The organism is Marinomonas sp. CT5 (genome assembly GCF_018336975.1).
In the GTDB taxonomy this organism is placed as follows: Bacteria; Pseudomonadota; Gammaproteobacteria; order Pseudomonadales; family Marinomonadaceae; genus Marinomonas.
In genome coordinates, this window is the sequence record NZ_CP025572.1 from 2,697,410 (window position 1) to 2,711,010 (window position 13,601).

Here is a 13,601-nt window from a genome sequence, read left to right on the forward strand (position 1 = left end):
TCTTTACCACTACGCAAGATCTAGACCATATTTCTAGATTAGTTTGCAAAACCACAGTAAGAAGCACTTTTTTATTCTTTTAAGGAAACAAAAAGTTATTAATTTATACAATTAAAAAGCAAAAACATAAGGGCCAAGACAATAAGCACTTAGCCCTTTACTTTTCGGTCAAATCAATGCTCCATCTTGCACTAATATAGACCATGATCGCCCTTTTTAGGAACACCTAATTTCATTAAATTTAGTATTCAATAACGACATCTGACTGAGGTATCGTACAGCATGACAAAACGTAACCGGCTTCGACATCATCATCGGTAATCCCGCCGTTATGTTCCATCTTGGTCTCCCCCTCTTTCACCAGCACTTTACATGTCCCACAAATCCCCATACCACAGGCTTTTGGTATCATCAAATCCAACCTTGCCGCCGCATTATGCAAGGTTTCACCAGCCATTATTTGAATACTCTTTCCGCTGTTAGCAAATTCCACTCTCAACAAATCTTCATGATTTACCAAATCCGCTTCAGCCTGAGCCACTTCGGCTTGTTCTAGAGCATCTTCCACCACGCTGGCCGGTGTCGCGCCAAACGATTCTTCATGGTAGCGACTCATATCAAAACCACGGGATTGAAGAAGGTTTTTCACTGCTTTCATATAAGGCGCAGGACCACAACAAAAGATCTCGCGCTCCATGAAGTCTGGCGAAATCATATCCAACTTCGCTTCATCCAAGTAACCACGGTAACCTTGCCAAGGCAAACCATTCTCCATGCGCTCTACGATCAAATACAAACCAAAGTTATCCAATCGCGCCGCCAAATGATCAAGCTCACGGGAATAAATCACATCTCTTGGTGACCGAGCACTGTGTATAAAGGTCATGTCCACATCAGCATTAGTATCAAACCACCAGCGCGCCATAGACATCACTGGCGTAATCCCCACACCACCTGACAACAACAAGACTTTGTCCGCTGGGAAATCAATACAGTTAAACTGGCCGACAGGACCATGTACAGCCAATTCAGAACCAACCGACATATTGTCGTGTAACCAATTCGATACCTCACCACCAGGCACACGCTTCACCGTGATAGAAAAACTGTAAGGTACAGAAGGAGAACTTGAAATGGTGTAGGAACGCATGACCTGCTTACCTTCAATTTCTAGCTCCAAAGTAACAAATTGCCCCGGTTTGAAGAAGAACATCACTGGCTGCTGAGCCATAAAACAGAATGTCTTCACATCCCATGTTTCATGAATCACCTTCACACAACGAACATTATGACGTCCATTCACCCAAGTCTGAGTATTTACCGGCGCTAAATAATCAGCATTCATCGTATTTACAGAAGAAGAATTGCTCATATTGAAATCTCTTAATTAAATTCAATTGCTTAAAGTTGTGTGACACCATTTCGAGCCATTTTGGATCCTGTTGAGCAACGCAAGTTAACTCTGCGCGACAATAACTTGCTCATAGCAGTCAACGCTAGAAGCCACAAGACATTGCGAGTCGATTTAGGTGCTTTCTCGTGTCGTGAATAGTCATTTCTTTCATGCTTTATTAAGCCAATATAGCCTCGTAATAAAACGACGCTGTAACACAGTCCATTAATCTTTTTGTCATTTAAGGCCCAGAAAGATGAACCTAAACGACCAACTAAATATGCGCCATGCTTCGTTAGATGAAGCCAAAACTGCCATGTCAGAATTGCTAGCAAAACGTCCTAGCAATTACTCACTTGACGCTCAGCTTTATAATGACCCAAACATGTTCAGAATTGACATGGAAGAAGTCTTCCAAAAAGAGTGGCTATTTGTGGGTATGACAAGTGAAATCCCAAAAAAAGGCGACTATATAACTGTCGAAATTGGGCAAAATCCAGTGCTTGTCCTACGTGATGGTGAAGGAAACGTAAATGCGTTCCATAACACTTGTAGACACCGCGGTTCCGTCATTTGCACAGAGCATCGTGGTAAAGTGGCTAACCTAGTGTGCCCTTATCACCAATGGACTTACGACCTTAAAGGCAACCTTTTATTTGCTGGCACAGAAATGAGCAAAGACTTCGACCTGAAGCAACACGGCCTAAAACCAGCACTTTGTAAAACAGGCGGCGGCTTTATCTTCGTCTGTCTAGGCAAAACCGCACCAGATGATGGTTTTGATGACTTTTTGTCGACCCTCGATGAATACATGGAACCTTACGACGTTGAAAACACCAAACTGGCGGTCGAATCCACCATGCACGAACGTGCTAACTGGAAGCTGGTTCTCGAAAACAACCGTGAGTGCTACCACTGCTCAGGCAGCCACCCAGAACTTCTACACACATTGCTCGAATGGGACGACACAGAAGACCCACGAGCATCACAAGACTTCTTAAACCATTACAACGAACAATCAGCACAGTGGGACAAAGAAGGCATTCCTCACAAGCACAAGAGCTTTGGTGAAGTACAGCGTAACCGCATCGTGCGTATGCCTCTGAAAAAGGGCACAGAAGTCATGACCATAGATGGTGCTGCGGCCTGCACTAAAACACTTGGCCGCATTAAAAACCGTCAACTTGGCTCTATGCGTATTTTGCACCTTCCTAACTCATGGAACCATATGCAATCCGACCACTTTATTGTGTTCCGTGTATTGCCTATTTCCGCGCAAGAAAGCATTGTGACCACCAAATGGTTTGTTCATAAAGACGCCGTAGAAGGCGTGGATTATGATCCAGAAAACCTGCGCAAAGTATGGGACGCCACCAACGAACAAGACCGACTTCTCGGTGAGCGCAACCAGCTTGGTATCAACTCCATTGGCTACCAACCAGGTCCTTACTCAGAAACCTTCGAGTTTGGTGTGATTAACTTCTTAGAATGGTACTCAAACACCGTTCAAAAGAACCTAAAAGCGAAATAACACAGCCAAAAACGCAAAAAGCGAATCTTCGGATTCGCTTTTTTATTCAAAATATACATAAATGATTATGAATAATTTATTTGGTATCTGTGGTGTTAACAATTGCTTGAATTAACCCTCGCACATAAGAAGACAATAATTTTTCTATAGACAACTTTTTGTCATAAAAGCCAATCCAAGTTAAAAAGCAGATGGATATTGTCAAAATATCATTGTCTAACGGCGTTGCCTTATCTGATATCTCATCGAGCAAAAATTTAGCAAACACACGCTCCAAATCACTACACAATGAATGACCCGCCAAAAAAGCCAAATCCTTCTTTAAAGCCTCTAAATCAAATGCTTTTGTATCAACCCCTCTTGCTTTGATGATAAAAAAAGCGGTACAGGTGCGTAAATTTTTCTTTTGGTCTTCTAGCCAAACAGCTTGATTACTAAAAGAGCTACCATTCCAGCCCGTCAAGCCAATAGAGCTTGCATAGTCCAAATACATCGAACCATGTCGCTTTTCTCTTTGCCCTTCCGTTGTTGCCGAGCCAAAATAATCATTAAAAATATCAGATACTTTCAGCCCCGACTTAGCGCTAATATCATAGCTTTTTGAACCAGAAATGATCATCCCATCAACGTTCGCTAACGTTTTATAATACGCGCCATACTGATTAACCACTTCTTGCTTTTGCGCATGTGTTTCAGACTTGCTTATGAAAAACTCACCTGCAATTTCTGATAAATCACCAAGCCATCCTGCCGCCATTTTTCTATCATGAACAACAGGCATAATATGCTTCAAATAAGGCCAAATACGGGATTTAATGATAGATTCAGAAACAGGAGCGAAGGGTCCATTATGATTACTGGCATCTAAAATAGCGAATATATGAGCAATATCATAAAGCTCATTATTAGAGAGTATTACCTCATGGTTCGCGGAGAGTTTGTCAATATTAGGGCTTGAAGAAAAGGCGGGGATACCTTTTGTTTCGGGAATTAACAGATCATTCCAAGCAAGAGAGTTATAAAACATTTTGCGAAATTTTGTCAGCATCAGCTCAGTGTTTGTCGAGTCTGCCTCATTATCGCTCTCTACCGACTGCATAAATGATATATATTCAGAAATTTTGTAGTAGCCATCTGCTTTAGGCGCTTTGCCCTTAGCAGATTCACCAAAATCGAATTCAAAAAAATCATTGCTTTCCATAATTTGTGCCACGGTCCTACCTCATTTATTGTAAATACAATCAACACTTTCTATTTATCGAATCAAAACTAATGCCTTTACTTACAAAACATGCCTTTCACATTGCAAACAAGCCAAGCAAAATTTTTACAAAATCCGCTTTAGCAACCTATCCGCTCGCGTACGAATAACTTTTTTTAGTAATCGTTGGATTTTAACTGGATAATCCGCCATTACCTCAATCTGTTCGAATGAAGTGATTCGTTGTGTATGAAGATAAATGTTATCAAATTCAGCAGAAAACTTAGCGAGCAAATGCTGATGTGGGTCATCAATCAGTAAACCATTTTCCAAATCCAGTGCCCAAGCTCTCGGATTAACATTATTTCCTGTCAACAACATAGTACGACCATCTACCCATAATCCTTTCAAATGATAGCTATTCGTGTCGTGCTTCCATAAATGAATCGACAGTCCACCTGATGCGATATGACTCTCATTAGCACGAGCGAATTTACGCAAATTCATCTCGTACAAATACGGCAAACCACCAATTGCTTTGAACGGCTGATCCGGAGCAATATAAAAATCATTAGCGGTTTTATCACCCACTACAACATGAACCTTCACTCCACGTTTAATCGCACGCTTTACTTCTCTCAAGACAGATTTAGGTAGATTGAAATACGGCGTACAAAGAACAATCTCTTGTTTTGCCCCTGCTAACAATGAAATAATTTTTTGGTTCAACGCATTATATCGCTTACCCACACCAACTAAAGGCGTCACCGCTATATGCTGATCCCCAACGACTTCTTTGTCTCCACTGTAAGATGCCTTAGCAAGTGAAATTCTAAATTTTCGAATCGCTGATTTAAGTTCTTTTGTCGAAGGCAGAGCAGTTTCAGCAAGGTTATTCACCGCAGCATGTTGAATCATCTTAGTACTTATAAAATTCACCATACTGTTTGCCAAAGCCCGATTCTCGACAACATGATAACGATCAAAGCGATAACGATCTTGAAAATGCAAATACACGTTATTTAAACTCGCCCCGCTATAAATCACCGTATCGTCGATAACAAAACCTTTTAGATGCAACACCCCAAACACTTCACGATTACGAACTGGTATTCCATAGACGGGAATAGCGTGTTCATATTTTTCAGCAAAGGCCTGATACATAGCCGCATTGCCTTGTGCCTTTTCAGCACCGATTAACCCTCGCTGAGCACGGTGCCAATCCACACAGATGACAATATCTAACTCAGGATTACGCTGTTTCGCCTCGTAAGCCGCAGTCAGAACTTCCCTACCGGCTTCATCATTCTCAAGATAAAGCGCAACGAGATAGATTCTTGATGTCGCATTATGAATTGCGTTTAACAAATGTTCTCGAAAACTAAGGGCTGATTGCAGAACTTGGAAATGGTCAGGTTCAACGGCAAAAGTAGGTAATGAACCGAATAAGTTTCTAATGGGCATAATACAGAAGTGCTACCTTGTTTTTTTACTAACCATAGACTGTAGCAAATTCGCCGCTTTTATCCTAAAAAAGAATACAAAAACATAAGATTTCTCTCTTCATCAACTTATGCAATAAGCCAACACCTTTCCCCATAATTACAAAACATTTATCTATATCATCTTTCTTTGACCGCCACTCTACCCTCAAGATTTCAACCTATAATGATACTTAACAGATACAAAACTGCTCAAAAATCGATACAAAAAGACTGTAGTCTTGTGGTTATAAAAAGAGCTATGATGATATTTATAGCCAAATACGACAGAAAATCACCCCCCTAATAGCTATAAAAAAACAGTGATTTTGACAGCAGCACTAACCTGAAAAATAAAAGGAACCCTATGTCAAACTTAAGCATAAGATTAAAATTAGTTGCTATAACCGGACTTTTCTTCTCCATTCTTATCGCCATCCTTATTTATTTATCCGCTAACTCTATTAGCTCAGTAAGCCGTTTCTCCGCCGAAGAACTAACAAAATTCGAAAAAGAACAAGCCGAAAGCTTATTAAAATCCGCAGCGAATCAAGCTCGTTCCGGAGTAACGAATTACCTTGGAGGAACCGCAACAGTTGTCACCAGCTTAGCAAAAGTACTTACGGATACGAACTTAGCGAATGGCGGAACACCTTATACCCGACAGCAGGTAAAAGACCTGACTTTATTCATGCTAAAAAGCGCGCCAAATATGAGCTCCTTGTATTCTCAATTTGAGCCAAACGGATACGACGGCAAAGATAAAGAATCCATGGGCAAGGGTGACCACACCTCAGACACTGGGACGTTAGATGCCTATTGGGTAAAAGAAGACGATAATAATTTCACCTTTAGCCCAGGTGAAACTGAAATCAAATACCTTAAAGAAACCGATGAGAATGGCGTCCGCCTATCTGAATGGTACTTATGTTCATTAGATTCAAAAAAGGCCTGTTTACTCGACCCTTATCTATATGAACTACCCAATAATGAAAAAGTACTAATGACCACGTATTCAGAACCCGTGCTCGCAAATGGCAAATTCATGGGAATGGTGGGTGCAGACGTAAATCTACCTGAAATCCAAAAAAGCATCGTTGATATGGCAACTAAGCTTTTTGATGGAAAAGGTCAAATCACCATCCTAAGTGAAAAAAACCTCATCGTTGGCTCAACCAAATACCCAGAGGATGTTGGTCAAAACATCACCAAGAGCAAACTAACATTAGACACGCAAAAAACGGGCTTAGTACAAACAGAAGAACAATGGACATTTAGCGATTCAATTACCATAGGCAATGCCCCACAAAAATGGAAAGTATTCGTCTCAGTACCAACTTCTGTCTTGTTAGCGCCAGTTCACGCTTTAACCAATCAGTTGGATAATAAAACACAAGAATCCATCGTTCTTTTCGCTGTTGTTGCGATTACTCTCTTAGCCGTTGGTTTGGTGTTTATTTTCCTAATCGTCAGCACTATTACAGCGCCATTGCGTAATATTGCCCTACGAATGGAAGCCCTCGCCTCCGAAGATGGAGATTTGACACAACGCCTAGAACCTCAAAAACACCTTGAGCTCATTCTCTTGGCAAATGGCTTCAACCAGTTTACTGGCAAACTCCAAACAATGATTACGCAGCTGATTCAACAGCGTGATGTCGTTGCCAACGCCAACGATGATTTTGTAAAAGCCACCGCCACTGCGCACCAATCCACTATGCACCAGGCCGAACAAATTCACTCCGTAGTAACAGCGGTCACCGAGATGTCAAGCTCGGCAACCGACGTTGCCAGTCTAGCCAATGAAAACGGGCAAGCGGCAACAGAGATCAGTAACTACTTAAGTGAGTCATTCGAATTGGTTCAGGCCAATAAAACAATGGTGGAAAACTTAGCCAACCAACTGGACAAAGCCAGCGAACAAGTCGGCCAAGTGTCTCAACGCAGTGATTCAATTTACAGTATTCTAGATACCATTCGGGCCATTGCTGAGCAAACCAACTTACTGGCTTTGAACGCAGCCATTGAGGCAGCACGAGCTGGTGAACAAGGCCGAGGATTCGCCGTCGTTGCCGATGAAGTTCGTAGCTTAGCAGCCAGAACCCAAGAATCGACTGAAGAAGTAGATGAACTGATCAAAGGCTTGCAAGGTGATGTACAATCCGCTGTATCTTTAATCAAAGACAGCCAAGAAAATGCCAGCCAAACTGTGACATCTTCTATTGAAAGTGCAGAAAAACTAGGCATTGTAAATCAGCGTGTTTCTGGTATCTCCGACAATACCATTCAAGTTGCGTCCGCTGCCGGCGAACAATCCAACGTAGCAGAAGACATCAACCGCAACTTAATTGATATCAACAACTCATCATTGCAACTAAAAGACATCGTCAGCGAACTAGAAAGTAGCAATAAAAACAGCTCACAAGCCGTTGAAAAGCTCACCGCTATCTTGTCTTTATTAAAGGTTAAATAGATTGAAATAAGATTCAATTTACCTTTAGCTAAAAAACAAAAAGAGCGCTCAATCCTATTTTGAGCGCTCTTTTTTTGTCTTAGAAAAAGGTTTAAGAAAGCTAAACCCTAACCTCTTCCATATCAGGATTGTTCTTTAAATACGTCTTCCAAGATGAATCGATTACCTTCACCTCATTTTCAATCCAATGCTTAAACTTCATCACTTTCTGATATTTAAAATGCGGCGCAGGTGCAACAAGATAAAAGTCGTATTGAGACTTCATATAAATGGGCAAAGGGCAAATCAACTGCCCCTTCTCAATCAACTCATACACCAAACCATAACGCATCATCGCTAGCCCTTGCTGCGACAACAACGCCTCCACCAAGGAAGTTGAATCTGCCACATGCAAATTCGACTTCATCGGCATATCATAAAGATCCAAAAATCGCTGCAATATAGGCCATACGTGCCGAACATCTGGCCCTGTATCAGTAATGATAGGGATATCGATTAATTGTTCTTTGATCGGCTCATCCATATTAATCATCGAAGGATGACAAACCAGTACCAGATGCTCCCTTAATAATAATTGCGATTTTAGCCCTGCATACTCACCTCGACCTAAGCGAATACACAAATCCAAATCGTTATCTGCAAAAGTCGATAAATCAATACTTGGACTCAAACGAAGATTTATCTTAGGTTCCTCTGTTTGAAACCGCCCTAAGCGCGATACCAACCAACGACTCGAAAAAGACGGCACAGAACTGATCACCAAAGTATTAGGCTTAGGGTCTTCCATAATGCCTTTTACACCTTCCTCCAATAAACCGAACGCTTTCTCAACGTAATCAAACAAATACTGCCCTTCCGACGTCAGTACCACTTGGCGAGTGTGTCGTTCAAACAGCTCCACATTCAACGCCTGTTCCAAAGTTTTAATCTGTTGACTCACCGCTGCCTGCGTCACAAAAAGCGACTCCGCTGCCTTTTTAAAACTCAACAACTGCGCCGCATAACGAAATGCTTGTAATGATTTAAGTGGTGGCAAAACTCGATGAGAAGACATTATCAGCCTCGTTTATAAGTAAGTTTTTCTTAACTATAAAACACTTTTTCTCGTTTGTCTCAGTGCAATTAATAACCGATTATTTATATATGCAAAGGGGTCTGACCCGACTTAAGATAAAGGAGAAACACCATGAAAACTTGCACTCCAGAAGCAATGAGCAACATCAAAAGCAGCCAGGTAGACATAGCAAATGACTGCAAACAGACATTAGCTAAACTAAAAGAAAATACATGGAAACAGCGTCTCGCTAAAATAGCGCATAACTGGCGTACCAGAAGCAGACTCAGCCAACTAAACGATGCTCAATTAAAAGACCTCGGCATCACCGCGGCGGATGTGGATCACGAAGTAAACAAACCGCTGTGGAAGTGAATGTGATTAGGATAGAGAAACAACAAGGATACTTAGCCAAGTTTCCTTGTTGCAGGGTTGTGATTTCTTTAGACAGGTTGTCTTCTGGCGCGTCAAATACCGGCGTAGCGTAGCGAGGTCCGCGTGCTTTGACTTGTTAAGGCCTGCTCACTGATATATTCAGACCACATTTCATAGGTGGTTTTACCAAAGAAATTCTTGAATGATTCTTTGAAATTATTACCTTTTTCGAGATTTCTAAGAAGGCTAGTGGCCTTATATCCTTTGTTCAAAAACGCATAAAACATCTCACTTTGACGGTAATTCATATGCTGTTGAAATGCCCCATCTTTTAAACGCGGGTAATTTGTAGGCCATCGCTCACCCCATACGCCCCCTTTACCAAAGAGACCACCGACATCAATAGGTTCGATATGTTTATTTTCTTTCAAATATGAAATTGCCGCTTTCTCATTTACCAAGTCGGCACCACCGCCGTTTGATGCATACACAACTAGACCTTCATGAAACCATTGGGGTATTTGAATAGCTTGGTATATTGAAATTTGTTGGAACAAGTGTAAATGAGACAGTTCGTGTGTTAGAAATCACTTCTCGCGATTGTTTTCAAAGGCAAGAGGCGACAAAAATAAACCGTTAATATTAACAGCGGCTTTGATTCTTTCATTAGAGTCCGTGTAATGAGAAAAGCATTTCGTAGTATTACAAATATGAACAATTACATTCTTTGTAAATGGCTTGCCGTGTGCAAACTCAATTTTCCTGATGGCATCATCAAGAAAAGATGATACTAATTTTGCCTGTGCTTCCATGCTCGGCTTAAATAGGACTCTGGAATCTTGGTATATCAAAAATCAGATTCTACAGGCGACTCTCCATCTAATGGACGAAAATATGCTCATCCTAATAAAGATACGTACAAAATCAATGTTACCAAAACCTTAACGTGACTTTTCAAATATACCTCCATGTTAAATAAGGCTTAACGCCTTAATAACTGGAATTTAACCGTAACCAATTCAAATGTTCAACATAACCTGTCTGACTGTAATTAGTTGAATATAAATTCATAAAACCATGCAAGTAAGGTGTTTTTATAATTTTTACATTCTGTTTTCTAGACAATTCAGATTGTAATTCCAAAACATCGAAGTGAGATTCTTTCTTAGGAAAGATCAACTCCACTTCAAATGATGGGTTTACTTCTTTAAAATTTCTAATTTGGGAACCATAGTAACAAATTCCACGCTCTATATTCTTAACTGATGATTTTTCAGATAACTTCCAAATAATAGAAGCTCCAATACTAAAACCGATTAAGGTGCTAATTGTGTCTATTGACTCAATCACTTCTAGTAGTTTTGATAAATACGTTTCAAGTCCTACTTGTTCCATAAAGTATGAATATGCCTCAGCTTCATTTTTAAAGTTCATATTCACCCCATTATAAGGATCTACGATAATCCTAGCGTTTAGCTCTTCACTTAACTTTATTAAAGCAGGAGTTTTACCAAATACATCCGAAACTAAAATCATATTCCTAGACCTATGCTAGCTAGTTAACACCTCAATGACTGGCGCAGAAGGCGCGTAGTTAATTGATTTGTTAGGTGTATCAATGCTGTGACTCAAGCTCTTCTTTAATTAAACGAGCCAACTGTTTTGAGTCTACGCCCATAGCTCTAAAAGCTCTCGCTACAACGCCGTACTCCATTTCAGACGCAACACTAATTACATGAGCGCTCAACAAAGGTCGATGCTTATCTCTTTGTTTGAGAGTATATAGCGATTTAACCAACGTTTGACCCGATGGCTGCGAATTGTGAAATATTTTATTTGATTGTATCGCCTCTGAACTAATTTCATTCACATTATCAAAACCGATAGAGGACAATGCATCGGTGTATTGCTGACTTATAGCGCTTTTGAATTTTTCAGCATTTGCATCCATTCTCTCAAACACACGTTTAGCGCTGCCATCATCTAAATTTAAAGCTGAAAGTACGAAGTGTTCTGCCCCTGGCTCTTCCTTTCCATTGATATGTGCTTGTTCTTCTGCACCGGAAATCAACTTACTAATGGTTTTCATATCTCGGAAACGAAGCATGATTCTTTTAAACATTCCAATCTCCTTAACGATCTTTCTTAGAGCTGTGAATATCAGTGGCATGACGCTTATGTGCAGCTTGCTTAGAGACGCCTAGTGCCCCAGCGATTTCAGACCAACTCCATCCCTGCTTTATGGCTTCTTTAACCGCTTGCCGCTCCAATAGTTCCGCTAAATGGCGCAGAGCAACTACAGCAGCGAGAGCTTCTTCGGGGTTATCAGCTGAAGGTAGAGTTTCTATATTTTTCATTCGTCAACCAAAGTTGACGAATATTTGGAAGGTTTTATCCGATGAACAGCTAACGCTGCCTTAAGCGGTTAGTAAAAGTTGGCTAAAATGTGTAGCGAAGCAGGACCGAGCCAACTACTACGAATCCGACTTTAAGGCCTTGTTATACTTGTGAGCTAGCTCGATTAGCCTCAGTTTGCGGGTCTGTTACTAGCCAGTTATTCGCGGAGTTTGCTTCTATTAATTCTTTTACCAACAACTCACTGTAATAGCCCTGACTTACAAATGGATCTGACTGAATAGTTTCCTTAGCTGACTTTAAACTATCTGACATTATTATTTGAATTGCTGAATCATTATCCGAAAACGGACCGCATAGCAGCAAAACTCCAGACCTCTTTAGGGACTTAAGATAGCTTACATGCTTATTTAAAAGTCCATCGCTAAATAACTGTCTATTTTTCTTAGACAAAATTGCCACATATTTATTCATATACTTCCTTTGAAAATGACGCCGCGCTCATCGGAAAATTAGACGCGCAGCGACTAATTTATCCGTGTGAAGCACCTTGTTATACGCCATAGTTTTTTTTGGCCTGACTGACTTGGCTCTCTACTGTTGTACCTGGAACCAAATAGTAACTCGGGGCAATGATAGGTTCAGATTTATTTACTACCACCACTATAACCCCCTTAATTGGGAAGGCATCTCCAATAATTGGGGTCAATATCTCCGCATACTTTTGATAACCAATGTCGTCCAAAGAAAGATAAGATGCGGTGCCTTTTAATTTAAACCCTTTTTGTTTAAAGATGTTAATGAAGCTTACGCAAACATTTGGATTGGATTCTATATTTTTAACACTACCCGGAGAGGCAATATTGGCAATGACGATTTCATTTTCACCGTAGGTGGTAAAGGCTTCTTTTGGAGAGCAAGTTGGATAACCCTCCCTGTCTGAAGTAGCCAACCAACAAAGAACATTTTCTTTAACCGATTGTTTTATTTCTTCCGTAATCATTTCGTGTACCTTTGCAGCGTGTAACGCTAAGCGTCCCAACGACCGAAGGGAGTGCCAACAGTGTTTTGTTAGGCACGTTCATAAACTTCCGCTCATGTTCGCTTTTTGACTTTGAAGCGAATAATTGTGTTTTTGATCTCAAACTTAAAACCTTAGCGCCGTAGTAAAACGAAAAACAAAAAAGCCTATTTTCTACAAAGCGTATTTGGTTTTTACGTATTACTCTCCCTGCACCTAAAAGCTAAGCTTATTTTTTGCCTTTTGATTGGAAACAAGCCGAACCAAAATGCACCTTCTAGAACAATACCTAAGATGATGAATAGAAACACACCTGAATGAATTCCCATACCGTAAGATGCAATTGCTGCGACTATAAGAACTAGAGCAATAAAAATTCGATAAATACCTTTCACTTAAAACTCTCCTTTTAAGTGCCTAGACATAATGACTCCCCACGATGCTAGCCTCCAATTCCGTGGGTTAGTGTAAAACCAGAGCCATAATTAGTGTGTCAACAACTAAATCATGGAGGCTAGCATGATTGAACATAGCATAGTTTTTATTGGGTTGGACACTCATAAAGAGTTTATTGAAATTGCCTATATCGAGGATCAGCGCGGAGCGACACCTATTCATTTCGGGCGTATATCAAGCTCTAAGGTGGCTATCAAAAAGTTTGCCCGCCAATTTCAAGCTAAGTATCCCTCTGCCACACTCCATTTTGTTTATGAAGCG

At 40.6% G+C, this 13,601-nt stretch carries 14 protein-coding genes and 1 pseudogene; 4 read left to right on the plus strand and 11 right to left on the minus strand.

Going from position 1 to position 13,601, the window contains the following annotated elements:
• Positions 1–241: 241 nt before the first annotated feature.
• Positions 242–1,372 (minus strand): glycine betaine monooxygenase reductase subunit, encoded by a 1,131-nt coding sequence (gene gbcB, locus C0J08_RS12760; RefSeq protein WP_283247050.1) that lies wholly within the window; start codon positions 1,370–1,372, stop codon positions 242–244.
• 277 nt (positions 1,373–1,649) lie between these two features.
• Between gbcB and gbca the strand changes: the two genes are divergently transcribed.
• Positions 1,650–2,924 carry a glycine betaine monooxygenase oxygenase subunit gene (gbca, locus tag C0J08_RS12765; RefSeq protein ID WP_212652329.1) on the plus strand — a complete coding sequence of 425 codons (1,275 nt, stop codon included), beginning with the start codon at positions 1,650–1,652 and terminating at the stop codon, positions 2,922–2,924.
• Positions 2,925–3,000: 76 nt separating this feature from the next.
• Here the strand turns inward: gbca and C0J08_RS12770 are convergent, their stop codons facing one another.
• Positions 3,001–4,137, minus strand: coding sequence for a hypothetical protein (locus C0J08_RS12770; protein WP_212652330.1), 1,137 nt, complete (start codon positions 4,135–4,137; stop codon positions 3,001–3,003).
• 114 nt (positions 4,138–4,251) lie between these two features.
• Entirely contained in the window at positions 4,252–5,589 is a 1,338-nt protein-coding gene (pssA, locus tag C0J08_RS12775; protein WP_212652331.1) for a CDP-diacylglycerol--serine O-phosphatidyltransferase, read from the minus strand.
• Between the two features lie 384 nt (positions 5,590–5,973).
• Between pssA and C0J08_RS12780 the strand changes: the two genes are divergently transcribed.
• Positions 5,974–8,079, plus strand: coding sequence for a methyl-accepting chemotaxis protein (locus C0J08_RS12780; RefSeq protein WP_212652332.1), 2,106 nt, complete (start codon positions 5,974–5,976; stop codon positions 8,077–8,079).
• Positions 8,080–8,179: 100 nt separating this feature from the next.
• Here the strand turns inward: C0J08_RS12780 and C0J08_RS12785 are convergent, their stop codons facing one another.
• On the minus strand, positions 8,180–9,133 hold the full coding sequence (locus tag C0J08_RS12785) for a LysR substrate-binding domain-containing protein (protein ID WP_212652333.1): 954 nt from the start codon (positions 9,131–9,133) through the stop codon (positions 8,180–8,182).
• A gap of 132 nt (positions 9,134–9,265) precedes the next feature.
• Here C0J08_RS12785 and C0J08_RS12790 point away from each other — a divergent pair, with 132 nt between their 5' ends.
• Entirely contained in the window at positions 9,266–9,508 is a 243-nt protein-coding gene (locus C0J08_RS12790; protein WP_212652334.1) for a DUF1127 domain-containing protein, read from the plus strand.
• 92 nt (positions 9,509–9,600) lie between these two features.
• On the opposite strand, the gene C0J08_RS12795 is transcribed toward C0J08_RS12790, so the two are convergent.
• The 7 genes from C0J08_RS12795 to C0J08_RS12825 all read right to left on the minus strand — a co-directional run bounded on the left by C0J08_RS12795 (position 9,601) and on the right by C0J08_RS12825 (position 13,279).
• Complete coding sequence (locus tag C0J08_RS12795) at positions 9,601–9,999, minus strand: hypothetical protein (protein ID WP_212652335.1); 399 nt, start codon at positions 9,997–9,999, stop codon at positions 9,601–9,603.
• 499 nt (positions 10,000–10,498) lie between these two features.
• A complete protein-coding gene (locus C0J08_RS12800) occupies positions 10,499–11,044 on the minus strand; it encodes a hypothetical protein (protein WP_212652336.1) in 546 nt (181 codons plus the stop codon).
• A gap of 79 nt (positions 11,045–11,123) precedes the next feature.
• The gene (locus C0J08_RS12805) at positions 11,124–11,630 is read right to left on the minus strand and encodes a Clp protease N-terminal domain-containing protein (protein WP_212652337.1); all 507 of its coding nucleotides are present in this window, start codon (positions 11,628–11,630) and stop codon (positions 11,124–11,126) included.
• A 10-nt stretch (positions 11,631–11,640) separates the two neighbouring features.
• A complete protein-coding gene (locus tag C0J08_RS12810) occupies positions 11,641–11,865 on the minus strand; it encodes a helix-turn-helix domain-containing protein (RefSeq protein WP_212652338.1) in 225 nt (74 codons plus the stop codon).
• Between the two features lie 142 nt (positions 11,866–12,007).
• Positions 12,008–12,337, minus strand: coding sequence for a YciI family protein (locus tag C0J08_RS12815; RefSeq protein WP_212652339.1), 330 nt, complete (start codon positions 12,335–12,337; stop codon positions 12,008–12,010).
• 79 nt (positions 12,338–12,416) lie between these two features.
• Positions 12,417–12,866: a pyridoxamine 5'-phosphate oxidase family protein gene (locus tag C0J08_RS12820; RefSeq protein WP_212652340.1), complete on the minus strand. Its 450-nt coding sequence runs from the start codon at positions 12,864–12,866 to the stop codon at positions 12,417–12,419.
• A gap of 212 nt (positions 12,867–13,078) precedes the next feature.
• A complete protein-coding gene (locus tag C0J08_RS12825; RefSeq protein ID WP_212652341.1) occupies positions 13,079–13,279 on the minus strand; it encodes a hypothetical protein in 201 nt (66 codons plus the stop codon).
• 124 nt (positions 13,280–13,403) lie between these two features.
• On the opposite strand from C0J08_RS12825, the pseudogene C0J08_RS12830 reads away from it, so the two are divergent.
• Positions 13,404–13,601, plus strand: a pseudogene (locus tag C0J08_RS12830) (IS110 family transposase); the annotation flags it as partial.

Excerpts from the sequence above, each read along its gene's own strand:
- gbcB (WP_283247050.1), bottom strand. The coding sequence starts at position 1,372 with ATGAGCAATTCTTCTTCTGTAAATACGATGAATGCTGATTATTTAGCG.
- gbca (WP_212652329.1), top strand. The coding sequence starts at position 1,650 with ATGAACCTAAACGACCAACTAAATATGCGCCATGCTTCGTTAGATGAA.
- pssA (WP_212652331.1), bottom strand. The coding sequence starts at position 5,589 with ATGCCCATTAGAAACTTATTCGGTTCATTACCTACTTTTGCCGTTGAA.
- C0J08_RS12780 (WP_212652332.1), top strand. The coding sequence starts at position 5,974 with ATGTCAAACTTAAGCATAAGATTAAAATTAGTTGCTATAACCGGACTT.
- C0J08_RS12785 (WP_212652333.1), bottom strand. The coding sequence starts at position 9,133 with ATGTCTTCTCATCGAGTTTTGCCACCACTTAAATCATTACAAGCATTT.
- C0J08_RS12790 (WP_212652334.1), top strand. The coding sequence starts at position 9,266 with ATGAAAACTTGCACTCCAGAAGCAATGAGCAACATCAAAAGCAGCCAG.
- C0J08_RS12800 (WP_212652336.1), bottom strand. The coding sequence starts at position 11,044 with ATGATTTTAGTTTCGGATGTATTTGGTAAAACTCCTGCTTTAATAAAG.
- C0J08_RS12805 (WP_212652337.1), bottom strand. The coding sequence starts at position 11,630 with ATGTTTAAAAGAATCATGCTTCGTTTCCGAGATATGAAAACCATTAGT.
- C0J08_RS12810 (WP_212652338.1), bottom strand. The coding sequence starts at position 11,865 with ATGAAAAATATAGAAACTCTACCTTCAGCTGATAACCCCGAAGAAGCT.
- C0J08_RS12815 (WP_212652339.1), bottom strand. The coding sequence starts at position 12,337 with ATGAATAAATATGTGGCAATTTTGTCTAAGAAAAATAGACAGTTATTT.
- C0J08_RS12820 (WP_212652340.1), bottom strand. The coding sequence starts at position 12,866 with ATGATTACGGAAGAAATAAAACAATCGGTTAAAGAAAATGTTCTTTGT.